At 68.7% G+C, this 16,351-nt stretch carries 15 protein-coding genes and 4 tRNA genes; 3 read left to right on the forward strand and 16 right to left on the reverse strand.

Annotated features, from left to right (window positions below):
* Positions 1–177: 177 nt before the first annotated feature.
* The 3 genes from LI94_RS05440 to LI94_RS05450 all read right to left on the reverse strand — a co-directional run bounded on the left by LI94_RS05440 (position 178) and on the right by LI94_RS05450 (position 462).
* Positions 178–251, reverse strand: a tRNA-Phe gene (locus LI94_RS05440).
* 31 nt (positions 252–282) lie between these two features.
* A tRNA-Asp gene (locus tag LI94_RS05445) sits at positions 283–356 on the reverse strand.
* A gap of 33 nt (positions 357–389) precedes the next feature.
* A tRNA-Glu gene (locus LI94_RS05450) sits at positions 390–462 on the reverse strand.
* Between the two features lie 134 nt (positions 463–596).
* Between LI94_RS05450 and LI94_RS05455 the strand changes: the two genes are divergently transcribed.
* Positions 597–672 (forward strand) — tRNA-Lys (locus tag LI94_RS05455).
* A 49-nt stretch (positions 673–721) separates the two neighbouring features.
* On the opposite strand, the gene LI94_RS05460 is transcribed toward LI94_RS05455, so the two are convergent.
* The 4 genes from LI94_RS05460 to LI94_RS05475 are packed head-to-tail and all read right to left on the reverse strand — an operon-like array spanning position 722 to position 5,110.
* On the reverse strand, positions 722–1,636 hold the full coding sequence (locus tag LI94_RS05460; RefSeq protein ID WP_046300543.1) for a class I SAM-dependent methyltransferase: 915 nt from the start codon (positions 1,634–1,636) through the stop codon (positions 722–724).
* 38 nt (positions 1,637–1,674) lie between these two features.
* On the reverse strand, positions 1,675–3,006 hold the full coding sequence (locus LI94_RS05465) for an amidohydrolase family protein (RefSeq protein WP_046300544.1): 1,332 nt from the start codon (positions 3,004–3,006) through the stop codon (positions 1,675–1,677).
* Positions 3,000–4,166, reverse strand: coding sequence for a CoA transferase (locus LI94_RS05470; protein ID WP_052739870.1), 1,167 nt, complete (start codon positions 4,164–4,166; stop codon positions 3,000–3,002). The genes LI94_RS05465 and LI94_RS05470 overlap by 7 nt, the downstream gene beginning before the upstream one ends.
* A complete protein-coding gene (locus tag LI94_RS05475) occupies positions 4,166–5,110 on the reverse strand; it encodes an enoyl-CoA hydratase/isomerase family protein (protein ID WP_046300568.1) in 945 nt (314 codons plus the stop codon). Before LI94_RS05475 ends, LI94_RS05470 begins: the two co-directional genes overlap by 1 nt.
* Positions 5,111–5,215: 105 nt before the next feature.
* Here LI94_RS05475 and LI94_RS05480 point away from each other — a divergent pair, with 105 nt between their 5' ends.
* On the forward strand, positions 5,216–6,736 hold the full coding sequence (locus LI94_RS05480) for a fatty acid--CoA ligase family protein (protein ID WP_046300545.1): 1,521 nt from the start codon (positions 5,216–5,218) through the stop codon (positions 6,734–6,736).
* Entirely contained in the window at positions 6,733–7,035 is a 303-nt protein-coding gene (locus LI94_RS05485; protein ID WP_024441055.1) for a hypothetical protein, read from the forward strand. The genes LI94_RS05480 and LI94_RS05485 overlap by 4 nt, the downstream gene beginning before the upstream one ends.
* A gap of 4 nt (positions 7,036–7,039) precedes the next feature.
* On the opposite strand, the gene LI94_RS23695 is transcribed toward LI94_RS05485, so the two are convergent.
* From LI94_RS23695 to LI94_RS05530, 9 genes are all read right to left on the reverse strand, one after another.
* The gene (locus tag LI94_RS23695; RefSeq protein WP_024441054.1) at positions 7,040–7,753 is read right to left on the reverse strand and encodes a hypothetical protein; all 714 of its coding nucleotides are present in this window, start codon (positions 7,751–7,753) and stop codon (positions 7,040–7,042) included.
* Positions 7,754–7,781: 28 nt separating this feature from the next.
* A complete protein-coding gene (locus LI94_RS05495) occupies positions 7,782–8,297 on the reverse strand; it encodes a hypothetical protein (RefSeq protein WP_046300569.1) in 516 nt (171 codons plus the stop codon).
* Positions 8,298–8,317: 20 nt separating this feature from the next.
* Positions 8,318–8,932 carry a TetR/AcrR family transcriptional regulator gene (locus tag LI94_RS05500; protein ID WP_046300546.1) on the reverse strand — a complete coding sequence of 205 codons (615 nt, stop codon included), beginning with the start codon at positions 8,930–8,932 and terminating at the stop codon, positions 8,318–8,320.
* 150 nt (positions 8,933–9,082) lie between these two features.
* On the reverse strand, positions 9,083–10,231 hold the full coding sequence (locus LI94_RS05505; RefSeq protein WP_046300547.1) for an acyl-CoA dehydrogenase family protein: 1,149 nt from the start codon (positions 10,229–10,231) through the stop codon (positions 9,083–9,085).
* 10 nt (positions 10,232–10,241) lie between these two features.
* Positions 10,242–11,387, reverse strand: a complete 1,146-nt coding sequence (locus LI94_RS05510) for a thiolase family protein (RefSeq protein WP_046300548.1) — start codon at positions 11,385–11,387, stop codon at positions 10,242–10,244.
* Between the two features lie 4 nt (positions 11,388–11,391).
* Positions 11,392–12,192: an enoyl-CoA hydratase-related protein gene (locus LI94_RS05515; protein WP_046300549.1), complete on the reverse strand. Its 801-nt coding sequence runs from the start codon at positions 12,190–12,192 to the stop codon at positions 11,392–11,394.
* A complete protein-coding gene (locus LI94_RS05520) occupies positions 12,192–13,388 on the reverse strand; it encodes a CaiB/BaiF CoA-transferase family protein (protein WP_046300550.1) in 1,197 nt (398 codons plus the stop codon). Before LI94_RS05520 ends, LI94_RS05515 begins: the two co-directional genes overlap by 1 nt.
* Positions 13,388–14,566 (reverse strand): acyl-CoA dehydrogenase family protein, encoded by a 1,179-nt coding sequence (locus tag LI94_RS05525; RefSeq protein ID WP_046300551.1) that lies wholly within the window; start codon positions 14,564–14,566, stop codon positions 13,388–13,390. Before LI94_RS05525 ends, LI94_RS05520 begins: the two co-directional genes overlap by 1 nt.
* Positions 14,567–14,640: 74 nt before the next feature.
* Complete coding sequence (locus LI94_RS05530) at positions 14,641–16,347, reverse strand: thiamine pyrophosphate-binding protein (protein ID WP_024441046.1); 1,707 nt, start codon at positions 16,345–16,347, stop codon at positions 14,641–14,643.
* Positions 16,348–16,351 lie beyond the last annotated feature (4 nt).

Genomic DNA, 16,351 nt, shown 5'->3' on the forward strand with positions numbered 1-16,351 from the left:
AAGGAGCGGAAGCTGCACAGGTCTCGGGCGAGCGCGGCCCGCGACTGGGTCGAGGCCGAGCAACACCGCCGTCAAGAGGCCGGAGACACCCGGCCGGTGACGGCGGCTTGGTGAGATGACCCGCGACGAATAAATGACAAGTCACGTTGAACGCCAAGGCCAAAACCGCCTCTGAAGTGGCCAGGGCCGGGATCGAACCGGCGACCTTCCGCTTTTCAGGCGGACGCTCGTACCAACTGAGCTACCTGGCCGGAAGGCACCAGGTGCCTCGCCGCGTAAAAGCGACCCTGACGGGACTTGAACCCGCGACCTCCGCCGTGACAGGGCGGCGCGCTAACCAACTGCGCCACAGGGCCTTGCTGTTCGCTCCGTTATTACTACGACGCGAGTACCCCCAACGGGATTCGAACCCGTGCTACCGCCGTGAAAGGGCGGCGTCCTAGGCCACTAGACGATGGGGGCCAGAACCGAATCTCTCCGAGGCACTCACAACGTTTCACGTTGGGAGCTTGGCTAGCTTAGGGCACAGGAGCCCGAATCCTCAAACCCGGCCCCCATCGACCACGATCGGGCAGGCAGTATTCTGTTCCAGCACGGCCCCTATAGCTCAGTTGGTAGAGCTACGGACTTTTAATCCGCAGGTCGCAGGTTCGAGCCCTGCTGGGGGCACCACACCACCGTCCAACCGCCGACATCGGCGAACGCAGCGCTGTGACCCGTTTCATACCTCGGGACCAGCCAGAACGGCGCTCAAGTAAGTCATGTCGTCGAACGCGATCGCCAGTTCGTCGTCGCCGTACTCCAGGCCGCACTCGGCGTAGAGGTCGCGGACCTGGCGGCCCGTCACCGTCCAGCCCGCGCCGGTCAGGTACTCGATGATGTGGTTGCGTTCGCCGTGGTAAATCAGGTCGCCGATCTCCACTTCGAACCCCAGCGCCGACATCTTCTCCCGGTGTTCACGCCACGCCGGGCCGGCGAACACCGACGTGTCGCTGATGAACTCACAGGCCACCCGGCTGCCCGGAGCGCTCAGCGACTTGATCGTGTCGAACAGGGCGTCCTGGGCGTCGGGCTGCAGGTAGATCAGCAGACCCTCGGCGCTCCACACCGTGGGAGCCTGCGGGTCGAAGCCGGCGGCCCGCAGGGCACTCGGCCAGTCGTCACGCAGGTCGATGGCCACGGCGCGACGCTCGGCGGTCGGCTCGGCGCCCAAGTCGCGAAGCGTGGTGGTCTTGAACTCGATGACCTCCGGCAGGTCGACCTCGTAGACCACGGTGTCCGCCGGCCAGTCCAACCGGTAGGCGCGGGAATCCAACCCGGAGGCGAGGATGACCGCCTGGCGGATGCCGCTGCGGGTCGCCGACAGGAAGTGCTCGTCGAAGAATCGGGTCCGCACGCCCATGCCGTGGCCCATCCGGATCGGGTCGAACTCGCCGCCTTCGACGACCGGGATGTCGCCGTCGACCATCCGGGTGAAGAAGTCGATGCCCACCGCACGCACCAGCGGTGCCGCCCAGGGGTCGTTGATCAGTTTGTCCGGACCGGAGGTGGCCAGCGCGCGCTGCGCCGCCACCATGGTCGCGGTCGCTCCCACACTGGTGGCCAAGTCCCAGCTGTCACTGTCCGTGCGCGTCATCGATGCCTCTCTCGAAAATCTCAAACTATCTAGCCAGGCTACCGACCGCCGTGGACCACAGCACCGGCGACGATCGTGGACGTCACCAGGCCGGCGTCGAGCGCAAGCGGATCACCGCTGAGCACGCACAGGTCGCCGGGCTCACCGACGGCGATGCGCCGCGGTGTCGCTGGCCGCTCGGCATGGCCGGTGAACCCCTGTAGGGCGGTACGAGCCGAGATCCGCTCCCCCGCCCCCAGCACGGCACCGCTGGGGGTGGCGCGGTGGACGGCGGCGCGCATGGCCGCCCAGGGGTCGCCGTCGCCGAAGGGCGTGTCGGTGGACAGTGCCACCGGAATGGCGTTGCGCTGCAGGGAGGAAACCCGCCACAGTTCGTGGTGGCGTTCGGGTTCGACGGTGGCGAGGTAATCGTCGCCGCGTTCGGCGACGAAGTTGGGCTGAGTGACGACGGTGATGCCGAGTGCGGCGAGATCGGCCAGTCGGTCCTCGGGTATCACCGCCGCGTGCTCGATACGGTCGGCGGGATGCGTTCCGGCGGCCTGCCACGCGGCTATCGCGACGGTGAGCTGGGCGTCGGTGACGCAGTGCAGGGCCACGCCGTGGTCGCGGGTGTGGTTGTCGCACACCGCTTTTCCCAGCGCATCCAGATCCAGGGTTGCGTCATCAAGGATGATCTTGGTCGGACCGAGACTGACCCCCGGCGCTGCGGTAGTGCCGGGGGGAGCCATGCAGTGCAGCCGCTGCAACAGCTTGCCGGTATCGCGAGCCGCGGCGAACGCAGCGATGTCGGCGTCGCCATGACCCGGGGTGGCGTCGGTGATTCCGGTGACGCCGCGAGCCGCCAACTGCCGGCTCAACCGGGCCAGCGGGGGTTCGCGGTGCGGCAGCCGGGGCGCGGGATCGCCGTGGGCGCGCAGTAACCGCCCATCGGGGTTGCCGTTCATCGCGGTGCGGGCCAGACCGGCCGAGTTGAGCACCCATAGCGCCCCGCTGCGATGCGCCACCCGCACCGGCAGCTGCGGCGAGAACCGATCCAGCAGTGCGGCGTTGAGTTCACCGGCGACGGATTCGTGGTAGCCGTAGCCCCGCACCCAGCCATCGGAGTCGGGGGTGGCGCCCCGCAGTGCAGCGGCCAGGTCATCGAGGGTACGTACGTGCGGCGGGCCCAGGCACACCGAATCCAGCGCCGCGGCCGCCGACCGCAGGTGCACGTGGTGATCGTGCAGCCCGGGCATCACGGTCGCGTCGCATACGTCGAGGACGTCTTCGCCGCGGTGCGCCGTCAATGTCGGCGCGATGTGCTCGATGGTGTCGCCGAGCCGGATATCGACTCGCGTCCCGCCGAGCAACCTCGCGCGCTGGATCAGCACCGCGCCACCATGAGATCGCGGATGCGGGCGGCGTCGGCCCCCAACACCGGCCCGACAGCTTTGATGCGAGGAAGCGGCGGCGGAAGAACCGACAACCCTTCAGCCGGAGTGTGTTTGGGCAGTGCGGCGTAGTTGGCGGCGACGGCGGCCAGTGCCACCGTGATCAGCTCGCCGCCGCCGCGCGCCATCGAATCGGCCACCGCCGCGGCGGCTTCGATACCGGTCAACGGGTCGGCGATGGCGTCCGCGCAGAACACCGGGTCGCCGTCGGAGTCGCAACCCACCAGGCCCCCGGCGACCGCGGCGTCGTCACCGAATCCGGGGTGGCCGCAGTCGGCACCGTGCGCGGTGATCTGCAGCCATACCCGCCCGGGCCGGCCGGCCACGTCGAGCGGGCCCAGGCCACGGCGGGCCAAGGCGGCCGGTCGCGAACCCTCCAACACCACATCGGCAGCCGCCAGCAGGTGGGCCAGGACCCGCTTGTCGCGGTCGAAATCCAGTGCGCAGGAAAGCTTGCCGCCGTTCATCCAGTCGAAGAAGGCGCTGGAGCCGCTGCGGGTGCCGTCCGGGCGCGACGGACTTTCCACCTTGATCACCGTCGCTCCAGCCTGGGCGAGCAGCAGCCCGCACAGCGGTCCGGCCCACAGCGAGGTCAGGTCGACGACAAGCGCTCCGGGCAGACCGCGGACCGGTCCCGCCGAACCGGCTCGGCGCACCACCGGGGCAGCGGGAGCGGTCTCGCCCAACGCTGCGGCGGGCAGATCCAGCAGCCGCGCCCGCGCCACGACCTCGGCCACCGGCCGCGTCGAAGCCCAGCCGGCGATCCCCGCCCACGGATCGGAGCACTCGGCTTCGATCAGAGCGGGCACCGCCTCGAGGTCGTCGGGGCGGGCGAGCGTCAGCGCCCACCACCCGTCCGCTGCGGGCAGCAGCCGCGACGCTCCCCCGGCCGAAACCCGCCCGGCACGCGTCCAGCCCAGCAGACCGGCCCGGCCGGCCAGCACCTCCGCGGCGTCGGCCGCAACTCCGGTCGCGGCGGTGAAGCGGCCCAGCACCTGCGTAGCGCGCTGCAGCACCGCGGCCCGGGAGAAGTCCGGCCTGCCGTGCGGCTGCCCGGTCAGCCAGGCCAGCCCCGAGTCACCCCAGGCCTGCTCGGCAATCACGACGCGATCTCGTCGACCAGGCCCCAGCGCAGCGCGGTCGGCGCGTCGATGGTGCGGCCGGACAGGATGAGATAAGCGGTGCGCCACCGGCCGATGCGGCGGGTGACGCTGACCGTGCCGCCCGCGCCCGGGATCAGCCCGAGGCTCAGCTCGGGCAGACCCAGCACCGTGGCCGGGTGTGCTCGTACCCAGCCGCAGAAGGCGGCCATCTCCAGGCCGCTGCCCAGCACCTGACCGTGGATGTCGGCGCGACAACGCGCGCCCAGCCGAGCGGTCAGCGCGTCCAGCGCCAGCGCCGGGCTGTGCCGGGTGCGGGCCACGTGGGCGCTGGGCACATCGGTGAACCCGCCGAACTCGGCGAGGTCGCCGCCGCTGCAGAACGACGGTCCGACTCCGCTGAGCACCACTTCGTCGATCGCGGGGTCGGCGGCGGCCACGGCCAGTCCGTCGAGCAGAACGGCCCGCGTCGAGTTGTCGAAGGCGTTGTGGCGCTGCGGCCGGTTGAAGCGCAGTCGCAAGGTGTCACCGTCGCGGTCGAGGAGCAGGGGGTCGGCGACTGCCGGCAGAGTGGCGGGGCCGCGCGCCGCGAGCCAGTCGGCGAACTCCGGGCCGGCTTGCAGCACCGAGTAGGCCAGCGACTCGGTGACCAGGCCGGACCAGGCCGGTGCTGCCGGGTCCAGCGCGCGCAGCACGTCGTCGCAGATCGACGCGGCCTGCGACCAGCGCTCGCAGCGGTCAGTGATCTCGGCCAGCGCCTCGGGCAGCGAGGCGACGGTGACCACGCGGCGATCCGTCGTCTCGGTCTCGGTGAGGGTGAAGGTGGCGTGCTGCAGCCAGTGTTCGGCGTGCGCGGTGTCGAAGCGAACACCTGTCGCGATGGTGATCCCGGCGCCGGGCGCGGCGTCGGGCACAGCGGCTTCCAGGTCGACCATTTCGATCATGTCGCACGTCAGCGTACCCAGCGGCGGCGTTGCCACCGCGCGCACGATATCGAAACTACCGAAAAATGATAATGTCGTTCTCATGGGTGTTCGGAGGACGCAACGGTGAGCATTTCACTGCTGCTGGAGATGGCGGTGTCCGCCGCCCCGGATCGGGTCGCGGTCGTCTCCGAGACCACCCGCTACACCACCGCGGAGCTCAACGCCCTCGCCGATGCCGGTGCGGGAGTGATCGAGGAGACCGGCGCGGGCAGCGTGGCCTATGTCGGGATGGGTGGCGACATGCTGCCGCTGTTGCTGTTCTCCGCGGCGCGGTCCGGGCGGCCGTTGGCACCGCTGAACTACCGGCTCAGCGGCCAGGCGCTGCGGGAGCTGATCGAGCGACTGCCGCAGCCGCTGGTCGTGGTGGATAAGGAATACAGCGACATGATCGGCGAGGCCGGCGATATCGGCGTCGCGGTCATCGATTCCGACACCTTCTGCGCCCGCGCCCAGACCGCCACACCCACGGTGCAATGGCCCGATCCCGACGAGGTGGCGGTGGTGCTGTTCACCTCGGGGACCACGTCCACACCCAAAGCCGTTGAGCTAACGCACAATAACCTGACCAGCTATGTGACACAGACGGTCGAGTTCGACTCCGCGGATACGGGCGACGCCGCGCTGATCTGCGTGCCGCCGTACCACATCGCCGGTGTCGGCGCCGCGCTGAGCAATCTGTACGCCGGGCGCAAAGCCGTTTATCTGCGCCGGTTCAGCGCCTCGGAATGGATCCGGCTGGTCAACACCGAGGCGGTGACCACCGCAACCGTGGTCCCCACCATGTTGGAGCGCATTGTCTCCGAGTTGGAATCCCGCCCGACCCCGCTGGCCACCCTGCGCAACCTCGCCTACGGCGGCTCCAAAGTCGCGTTGCCACTGGTGCGCCGCGCACTGGATCTGCTGCCCGAGGTCGGCTTCGTCAACGCCTACGGCCTGACCGAGACCAGTTCGACGGTCGCGGTGCTGACCCCCGAAGACCACCGGACCGCCTATGCCTCCACCGAGGAAGCCGTTCGCAGGCGGTTGGGTTCGGTCGGCCGTCCGGTGCCCGGCATCGAAGCCGCCATCCGCGACGACGAGGGCCGCGTGCTGGAAGCCGGACAACCCGGTGAGCTTTATGTACGCGGCGAACAGGTTTCGGGCAAATACACCGGCATCGGGTCGGTGCTCGACGACGAGGGCTGGTTTCCCACCCGCGACCTCGCCGTGCTCGACAAGGACGGCTACCTGTTCATCGTCGGGCGCTCGGACGACACCATCATCCGGGGTGGGGAGAACATCGCCCCCGCCGAGATCGAGGACGTATTGGTCGAGCACCCCGAGGTGCGCGACGTCGCGGTGGTCGGCGCACCCGACCCGGAGTGGGGACAGATCATCGTCGCGTGCGTGGTGCCGGCACCGGGTGCCTCGCCTGATTCCGAGGCACTGCGCGAGTATGTTCGACAGCAGCTGCGAGGATCCCGCACCCCCGACCGGATCGTCTTCCGACCGGAGTTGCCGACCACCCCGACCGGCAAGGTGTTGCGCCGGGAACTCGTCTCTGAAGTTGAAGCACTGCCCACCAATGCCGAAGGGGCGCAATGATCAAGTCCGGTACCCGCCTGAAGAGCCAGGTCTGCGACACCCAGGTCATCGTCGTCAAGACCGCCGACAGTCTCGATGATCTGCGCGCCGGTGGCGCCCCGATGGTGCCGCTGGACGACACCACTTCCAGTGACGCAGCACTGGACCCGGACTTCTCCGGCGGTGCGGTGATGGGCAAGCGCTATGTCGACGAAGCCGGCGCCGAGGTGCTGGTGACCAAGGCCGGCGCCGGAACCTTGAGCATCGGTACCGTGCCACTGAGCATCAAAGAAGCCAAGCCGCTGCCGGCCAGCGACTGAGCGCTCAACTCGCCGGCTCGTCCGCCGTTTCAGATTCGTCGCCGACGCGCATCAGGTGCGCCAGGCGACCGACGAACACCGGCGGATAGATCCCGACGCCGGCTCGGGTGATCCATTCGGAGGCGAACTCGGGTTCGTTGATCCACTGCCCGGCGCCGAATTCGTCGTCTGCTTCCTGCAGCATGAAGATCTCGCGCGGGTTGTCGAAGGCCTGGAATATCAGGATCTTTCGGATACCGGCCGCGGTGAAGTGCTTTTCGGTGGCATGAACGTGGGAGATCAGTGCTTGAGTGTCGCCGACTTCGGCCACGGCGGCGACCACCACACCCGGCGGTTCGGCGAGGCTCGACGAAGGAGAGGCGAAGCCGGGACCGCCGCATGAACCCGGCGGTTCGGCGAGGCTCGACGTGTCGGTCAGATCGATGCGCTCCACCAATGATCCGGCGAACACCGCCGGGATGTCGCTGACGCCGACGGCATCGAACCAGGCCATGAAGGCCTCATCGCGCAGCAGGTCGACTACCGGCTGCGCGGCGTAAATCGCCATCACCGCCAGCACTCGGCCCGGATCGACCGTCGAGGTGTAGACGAGCACGTGGTGGGCGCCCAGGTGGGCAAGGCTGTCGCGGTGTCGCTGCATCAGCGGCCAGACCTTGGCCGGATCCGGCACCCGATAGTCGGTCACCAGCACCAGGGAGCGTGCCAGTGGGTCCGGCATCATGTCGGTCGCGCGCTGCCCGCGCCCCTCAACTGGCTGGGCTCAGGTCCGCCGCGACCGAGGTACACGCCGCCGGCCCGCAGCGGAACGTCTCGATGTGGCCGTCTCCGGCGTGCGAATTCGCCGGATCGATGCCGGCCGCGCGCAGCGCCTGCGCCTTGAAGGCACGAGCTGCCGCACTGAGCCGGTGGTGGCGGGCGTCGACGTCGCTGTCCAATTCCGCGGGCACGTCGCCCCACAATGTCACCTCGGTGCTGCTGTGCTCCAGCGCGTCGATCACGCCCTGGCGCACCTGGGCGTGGCCGTCGAACATCTCGGCGCACACCGCGATGGTCTGCGGGTGCGGCCAGTGCTCCCACTGCGTGAGCACCGACTCCAGATCCAGCACCTTGGCCCCGAGGATCTCCAGGGGGCGGGTGTCCTCGACGTCATCGATCAAGACCGTGACGTCCCAGCCGGCCGTCGCCCGGTCATAGAGCCAGCCGCCGGCGGCCATCACGACGTCGACGACGCTGCGGCCCACGATGTCGAACCGGTAGCGCATGTCCTGCTCACCGGTCCCGCTCACCGCTGGGCTTCCTTTTCCGGCGGAGCGAAGTCGCGGGCCAACGTTTCCGCGTACCCCGCGAACACTTCGTTCAGAGGTATTGAGGGATCCAGCAGCCATGACATCTCCATTCCGTTGATAAAGGCGATAATCTCCGCGGCCTTGGCGGTCGCGTTGAGGTCTGTGCGGTAACGGCCGTCGTCCATGCCGCGCCGGATCAGGTCGGCGACGATCTCCAGCGCGCTGCGGTACCGGTTCAGCATCCGGTCGTGCAGCGGCGCCTCCGGCAGGACGTTCTCGGCGAGCAGCACGGTGAACGTGCCGACCAGTTCGGGCGCCCGGGTGAACCGCTCGGCCACCCGCCGGATCTCCTCGATGAGGTCGCCGCTGCGGTCGGCGTGGATGTCGTCGTCGGCGTCGCGGGCGTCGAGCACCGCGTGCAACAGCTGTTCCTTGGAGGCGAAATGGTGCAGCAGGCCGGCGGCGCTGACGCCGGCGTTGCGGGCGATCTGCGCCAGTGAAGTGTTGCGCCAGCCGTTACGCGCCAACAGGTGCTCAGCCGCCAACAGAATCCGCTGCCTGCGGTCCTCGCCTTTGGCGAGGAGTGTGGCGTACGGCCGGGGTGACGTCACCGGTCTCCTTCGCTTAACCAACCAAGTGAACACACAGTAGGTTGGTTAGGCCCACTGTGACAAGGGTCTCACTCAAATAATTTTTCGGCGTACCTCTCACCGAGCGTGACGTTGGCTTCGCTCGGACGGAATCCGCGGCGTCGTCTGCCCTCAGAGACCCAGGGACTTGGCGACGATCATCTTCATTACCTCGCTGGTCCCGGCATAGATCCGGGCCACCCGCGCATCGGTGTAGAGCCGGGCAATCGGGTATTCCATCATGTAGCCGTAGCCGCCGAACAGCTGCAGACAGCGGTCGATGACCCGGGCCTGCATCTCGGTGCAGAACAGTTTGGTGCGGGCGGCGTCAGCACCCGACAACACTCCCTCGACGTGGTCGGCGACCGCCCGGTCGAGCATGCACTGGGCCGCCTCGATCTCGGTGGAGACCGCCGCCAACTCGAACTTGGTGTTCTGGAACGACGCGACCGGCGAACCGAACACGTTGCGGTTCTGGACGTAGTCGATGGTCGCGGCCAGCGCTGAGCGGGCCTGCGCCACGGACCCGACCGCCACGGTGAGCCGCTCCTGGGCGAGGTTGTGGCCCAGATAGCTGAACGCCTCACCGTCGGCCCCCAGCCGGTTGGCCACCGGAACCCGCACGTCGGTAAACGACAACTCGGCGGTGTCTTGGACCTTGCAGCCCATCTTGTCCAGTTCTCGGCCGCGCTCGAAGCCGGCCATGCCGTCCTCGACCACCAGCAGGGTCAACCCACGGCGACGGTTGTCCGGGTCGGTCGAGGTGCGGGCCACCACGATCACCAGGTCGGCCTGGATGCCGCCGGTGATGAACGTCTTGGCGCCATTGAGGATGTAGTCGTCGCCGTCGCGCACGGCGGTGGTGCGCATCCCGGCCAGGTCCGATCCGGTGCCGGGCTCGGTCATCGCGATCGCGGTGAGCAGCGTGCCGGCCGCCATCCCGGGAAACCAGCGCGCCCGCTGCTCGTCGTTGGCGTAGTGCAGGAAGTACGGCAGGATCACCTCGAGCTGGGTGCGCACCGTGGACAGCGTGACCAGGGCGCGCGCCGCTTCCTCCTGCAGCACAACGTTGTAGCGGTAGTCCTCGACACCAGCGCCGCCGTACTGCTCGGGGATGGCCATGCCCAGCATCCCCAGCGATCCCAGGTGCTCGAACACCTCGCGGGGCATCCGGCCGGCCTTCTCCCAGTTGGGGTATTCGGGCACCACGTGCTTCTCGACGAAGTCTCGGGCCAAGGCCCGGAATGACTCGTGGTCCTGCGTGAACAGATCGCGCCGCATGAACCGTCCCCTAACCACACAGCTCGACGATCGTGGCGTTGGCGGTGCCGCCGCCCTCGCACATGGTCTGCAGGCCGTAGCGAATCCCGTTGTCGCGCATGTGGTGAATCATCCGGATCATCAGCACCGCCCCCGATGCACCGAGCGGGTGACCCAAGGCGATCGCGCCGCCGAGCGGGTTGAGCCGCTTGGCGTCGGCGCCGGTCTCGGCCAGCCACGCCATCGGCACCGGGGCGAAGGCCTCGTTGACTTCGAAGACGCCGATCTCGTCGATGCCCAGTCCGGCACGCTTGAGCACCTTCGCTGTCGCCGGGATGGGCCCGGTGAGCATCAGCACCGGGTCAGCGCCGGTCACCGCGCCGGCGGTGTAGCGCACCAGCGGAGTCAACCCGCGACGGGCTGCCTCGTCCTCGCTCATCACCAAAAGCGCTGCGGCGCCGTCGGAGATCTGCGACGAGTTGCCGGCGTGGATCAATCCGTCCGCACGGAAGGCCGGCTTGAGCCCCGCCAGCTTCTCCGCGGTGGTGCCGCGGCGGATGCCTTCGTCGGCGTCCACCACGCCGGCGGCGGTCGCCACCGGGACGATCTGATCGCGGAACGCACCGATGTCCTGCGCGGCGGCGGCCAACTCGTGGGAGCGCGCCGAATACTCATCGACCTGAGTGCGGTCGAAACCCCATTTCTCGCAGATCATCTCGGCGCCGATGCCCTGGTTGAACTGGAAACCGTCATAGCGGGCCAGCGCTTTCGGACCGAAGGGCTCGCCGGTCGCGCGGGCGGCGCCGAGTGGGACCCGGCTCATCACCTCCACGCCGCCGGCGACCACGATGTCTTGCTGGCCCGACATCACGGCCTGTACCGCGAAGTCCAGCGCCTGCTGGCTGGAGCCGCAGGCCCGATTGACGGTGGTTGCCGGGACGTGCTCTGGCCAGCCCGCGGCCAGCACCGCGTACCGGCCGATGTTGGAGGACTGATCGCCCACCTGCGACACGCAGCCCCACACCACGTCATCGACGATGCCCGGGTCGGTTCCGGTGCGCTCCATGAGTTCGCCCAGCACGAGCGCGGACAGGTCCGCGGCATGGGTGCCGGCCAGCCCGCCGTTGCGCTTGCCGACGGGGGTACGCACCGCTCCGACAATCACCGTGGGTCGCATCTGACTACTCCGTTCTCGTTGTCTTCGGCGGCCACCCGCCGGTGAAGCGCGGCGCACGCTTCTCGGCGAAGGCCGCATAGGCTTCCGCGGCATCGGTGCCCGCGAAGTTCACGATCTGGGCCCGCGCCTCATTGGCCAGGGACTCGGGCAAGGTGGCATCGGCCCCCTGATTGAGCAGCGCCTTGGTCTGCGCCAGCGCGCGCGGCGGGCCGGCGGCCAGTCGGTCGGCGAGGCCGTCCACGAATTCGTCGATCTCGCCGGCACCCACCACCCAGGTCACCAGGTTCAGCGCCTGCGCCTCGCCGGCGTCGATGGTCTCGGCCAGCAGGGCGAGCCGCTTGGCCTGCTGCAGCCCGACGAGTTTGGGCAGCAACCAGGATCCGGCCAGATCGATCGAGAGCCCCCGCTTCGAGAAGATCTGGCAGAACGTCGATTCCGGTGTCGCGACCACCAGATCGCAACCCAGCGCCAGATTCCAGCCGGCCCCCACGGCGACACCGGCCACCTTCGCGATGGTGGGGACGGTCAGCTCGTGCAGGGCCAGAGCGACGTCGGAGAGACGGCGCAGCTTCTCCACCGGGTGGACCTCATCTCCGGCGCCGATATCGGCGCCCGAGCAGAACGCCCCGCCGGCGCCGGTGATCACCAGGGCCCGCAGGTCGGGGTCGTCGGCGGCGGCGCGCAGTGCGTCGCGCAGCGCACGCCACAACTCCGGGTTGATCGCGTTCTTGCGCTCAGGCCGGTTCAGGGTCAGCGTCCGCACGCCGTCGCGGTCGGCGCGCAGCAGTACTTCGTCGTAAGTCATCAACGCCCAGCCTGCCCGATGACCCCGTCGGCGCGCAGGGCGACGATCTCCTCGCCGGTCAGGCCCAGTTCGTCCAGCACCGTGTCGGTGTGTTCACCCAAGTCCGGTACCGCCCCCATCGGTGGGCGGTAGCCGGAGATCACCGGCGGCGGCAGCAGTGACGGGATGGGGCCGGCCGGGGTGTCGATGCTGTGCCAGCGGTCGCGGTCGCCCAGTTGCGGATGCGCCAGCACGTCGCTGGGCGTGTTGTAGCGGGCGTTGCCGATCCCGGCGGCGTCGGCGGCGTCCTGGATGTGGGCCAGGTCGTGGCGGGCGCACCACGCGGCGATCGCCTCGTCCAGTATCGCCCGGTTCGCGACCCGGTCGGCGTTGCCGGTGAAGCGCGGATCGTCGGCGAGATCGTTGCGGCCCAGCAGTTCTCGGGCCAGCCGCTGCCATTCCCGGTCGTTGGTGGTGCCCAGCACCACGGTGTGGCCGTCCGCGGTGGGATAGGCGCCGTAGGGCGCCACCGCCGGTGAGCTCATGCCCAGCGGCTGCTGGTCGATCCCGGAGTGCCGGGCATAGGTCAGGTGGTAGCCCATCATCTCGGCCATGGTGTCGAACAGGCTCACGCTGACCGATGGCGCCGGCCCGCTGCGATCTCGGCCGACCAGCAGCGCCATGATCGACAGCGCCGCGTAGAGGCCGGTGGTGACGTCGGCGACCGGCGGGCCCGGTTTGGCCGGGGCGCCCGGATTGCCGGTCACCGAGCACACGCCCGATTCGGCCTGCACCAGCAGGTCGTAGGCCCTTTTGTGCGACAGCGGTCCGCCGGTGCCGTAGCCGTCGATCTCCACGGCGATCACGTTCGGGTGCCGGTGCGCCATCTGCTCGGGGGAAAGGCCCAGACGTGCGGTGGCGCCCGGCGCGAGGTTGGACACCAGCACGTCGGCGCGGTCCAACAGGCGGTGCAGGACATCGCGTCCCGCTTCGCTTTTCAGGTCCAGGGTCACCGACTCCTTGCCCCGGTTGACCCAGACGAAGTGCGCGGCCTGGCCGTGCACCACGTCGTCGTAGTAGCGGGCGAAGTCACCGCCGTCGGGGTTTTCCACCTTGATGACCCGCGCGCCGAAGTCGGCCAGGGCGCGGGTGCACATCGGCGCCGACACCGCCTGTTCCAGCGCCACCACCGTGATGCCGGACAGCGGTGCAGCCATCAGTAGCTCCTCGGCAGGCCGAGCACATGAGAGCCGAGGAAGTTCAGGATCATCTCCTGGCTGACCGGGGCGATCTTCATCAGGCGGGACTCCCGGAAGAACCGGGAGATGTTGTATTCCTCGGAGTAGCCCATCCCGCCGTGGGTCTGCAGCGCCCGGTCGGCGGCCGCGAAACCGGCATCGGCACAGAGGTATTTGGCCATATTGGCCTCACGGCCGCAGGGCTTGCCGTTGTCGTAGAGCCAGGTGGCCTTGCGCAGGATCAGCTCGGCGGCGTCCAGGCGGGCCAGCGAGTCCGCGAGTGGGAACTGGATGCCCTGGTTCATGCCGATCGGCCGGTCGAACACCACCCGCTCGTTGGCGTAGCGGACCGCACGGTCCAGCGCGACCCGGCCGATGCCCAGCGCCTCGGCGGCGATCAACATCCGCTCCGGGTTGAGCCCGTGCAGGATGTAGGAAAAGCCCTTGCCCTCTTCACCGATCCGGTGTTCGGCCGGGATGCGCAGGTCGTCGATGAACACCTCGTTGGACGACACCGCGTTGCGGCCCATCTTGGTGATCGGCCGGATGTCGACATGGTCGCGGTCGATGTCGGTGAGGAACAGGGTGAGACCGTCGGTGGGTTTGGCGCCGCGCTTTTCCACGTCCTCGCGGGACTCGGTGCGGGTCAGCAGCAGGATCTTCTCGGACTCCAGGGCTTTGGAGATCCAGACCTTGCGGCCGTTGACCACATAATCACTGCCGTCACGCTTGGCGAAGGTGGTGATGCGGGAGGTGTCGAGGCCCGCGGTGGGTTCGGTGACGCCGAAGCACACATGAAGATCACCATGGGCGATGCGGGGCAGTGTTTCGGCTTTCATCTCGTCCGAGCCGAAGACCACGACCGGCTGCATGCCGAAGATCGACATGTGGATCGAGCTGGCGGCGTTCATGCCACCGCCGGAACGCGCCACTTCCTCGGCCAGGATGGTGGCCTCGGTGATGCCCAGGCCGTGCCCGCCGTATTCCTCGGGGATGGTCATGCCCAGCCAGCCGCCGCCGGCGATGGCGTCGTAGAACTCCTGCGGGAACTCGTGCGCCTGGTCTTTGGTCATCCAGTAGTGGTCGTCGAACTTCGCCGCGAGTTCGGCGACCGACTGCCGGATCAGCTGCTGGTCCTCGGTCAGTTCGAAGCTCATTCCGCCGGACATGGTTTCCTCCAGCCCATCAGCGTGTGCACGGTGTTAGCCGAAAACGAGAATAACATTCTCGCTTACTGGGTTCCTTCGGCGTACCAGGTCCGGAACTCGGCATAGTTCGGCATCTCTTCGGAGTTGGCTTTGGGGTCGATGCAGACGTGGATCACCGCGGTTCCGCCGGCGGCGAAGGCACGCTCGATGGCCGGCCCGATCTGCGCTTCGTCGTCGACGAACTCCCCGCGCGCACCCATGCCCTCGGCGATCTTGTCGAACCGGACGTCCTTGCCCCAGTGCACGCCGGGCTGGGGCGAGGGTTGCTCGAAGGTCCGCTTGTAGACGCCGACTTCCAGGCCCCATTGGTGGTCCACGCCCACGACGCAGACCAGCGGCAGGCCCAGCCGGGCCGCGGTCTCCAGCTCGGCGATATGGAACAGGAACGCCGAGTCGCTGGTCAGCAGCATCACCGGCCGCTTACCGCCCTCAGCGACCGAGGCGCCCACGGCATAGGGCAGCCCGGTGCCCAGGTGCCCGAAGTTCTGGTTCCACATCACGTCATGCGGTTTGGCCTGCGAATAGGTCCATTGGAAGATCACCGTGGCGCCGCCGTCGCGCACCATGATGCCGTCGGCGGGGAAAGCCCGCGTGGCCTCGACCACGAAGCGCGCCGGATGTACCGGGGAACGACCAGCCGGTGCGGTTTCGGCCAGTTCGGCGAGCTGGTCGGCGTCCTGCTTGATCCAGCGGTCCAGGTCCGCGGAAGGAACGCGGGGATTGCCTTTGAGTTCCTCGACCAACTGCGGAACGATGCCCCGCAGATCACCCACCAGGGCTACGTCCACCGGCCGGTTCACCCCGATCGCCAGCGGGTCCTGTTCGACGTAGATCCACTTGCGCTCGCCGTTCTTGCCGGCCCAGTGCCGGGTGGTGCCGTAGTGCACCGGCTCGCCCAGCTCGGTGCCCAGCGCCACGCAGACGTCCGAGCCGGCGACGGCCTCAACGGCCGCCGTGGAAAAGCCGTAGGGGAAGGTGCGGTCCTCCAGGCCCGGGATGAACGCGGTACCACCGGAGGTCTGGATTACCGGGCAGGCCATCAGCTCGGCCAGCTCGGCGACCGCGGCCGCACTGCGCGAGGTGTATACCCCGTGGCCCACCAGCAGGATGGGGCTGGACGCCTTGCGGATGATCTCGGCGGCCTGCGCCACCTCGGGTGCGCCGGCCCGCTGATTCACCAGCCGGTAGCGGTGCGGCTCGGGCGGGTCGGCGACGTCGAGCTCTTCGAGGATGACGTGCGACGGGTATTCGATGTAGGCCGGACCGGGAGTGCCCGACATGGCGCGGCGGATCGCCTCGTGCACGATCTCGTCGGTCTGGTCGGCGTATTCGATCGACGCGCTGTACTTCACCGACGGCGTGAAAAGTTCTTCCTGGCGCACGAATTGGATCCGCCCGCGCCGCACCCGGCGCTCGGTGATGCGGGCACGCTGGCCGCCGAGGAACACCACCGGGGAGTTCTCCACTCGCGCACACATCATGGCGCCGGCGATGTTGGCCACCCCGGGCCCCAGGGTGCCGATGCACAGGCCCGGCCGGCCGGTCATCCGCGAGGCGGCCTCGGCCATGAATCCGGCGCTCTCCTCGTGGTGCGGCGCCACCACCGACCAACCGCGCTTTTCGGCCTCGACGAACATGTGCACGAAGTTGGGGTCGGGGATGCCGAACAGCGTGTTGACGCCTTCGGCCTCGAACAGTTCCAGGATCCGGCGATAGACGGGCACACCCACAGTC

This window comes from Mycobacterium sp. UM_Kg27, from assembly GCF_000972905.1.
GTDB lineage: Bacteria > Actinomycetota > Actinomycetes > Mycobacteriales > Mycobacteriaceae > Mycobacterium.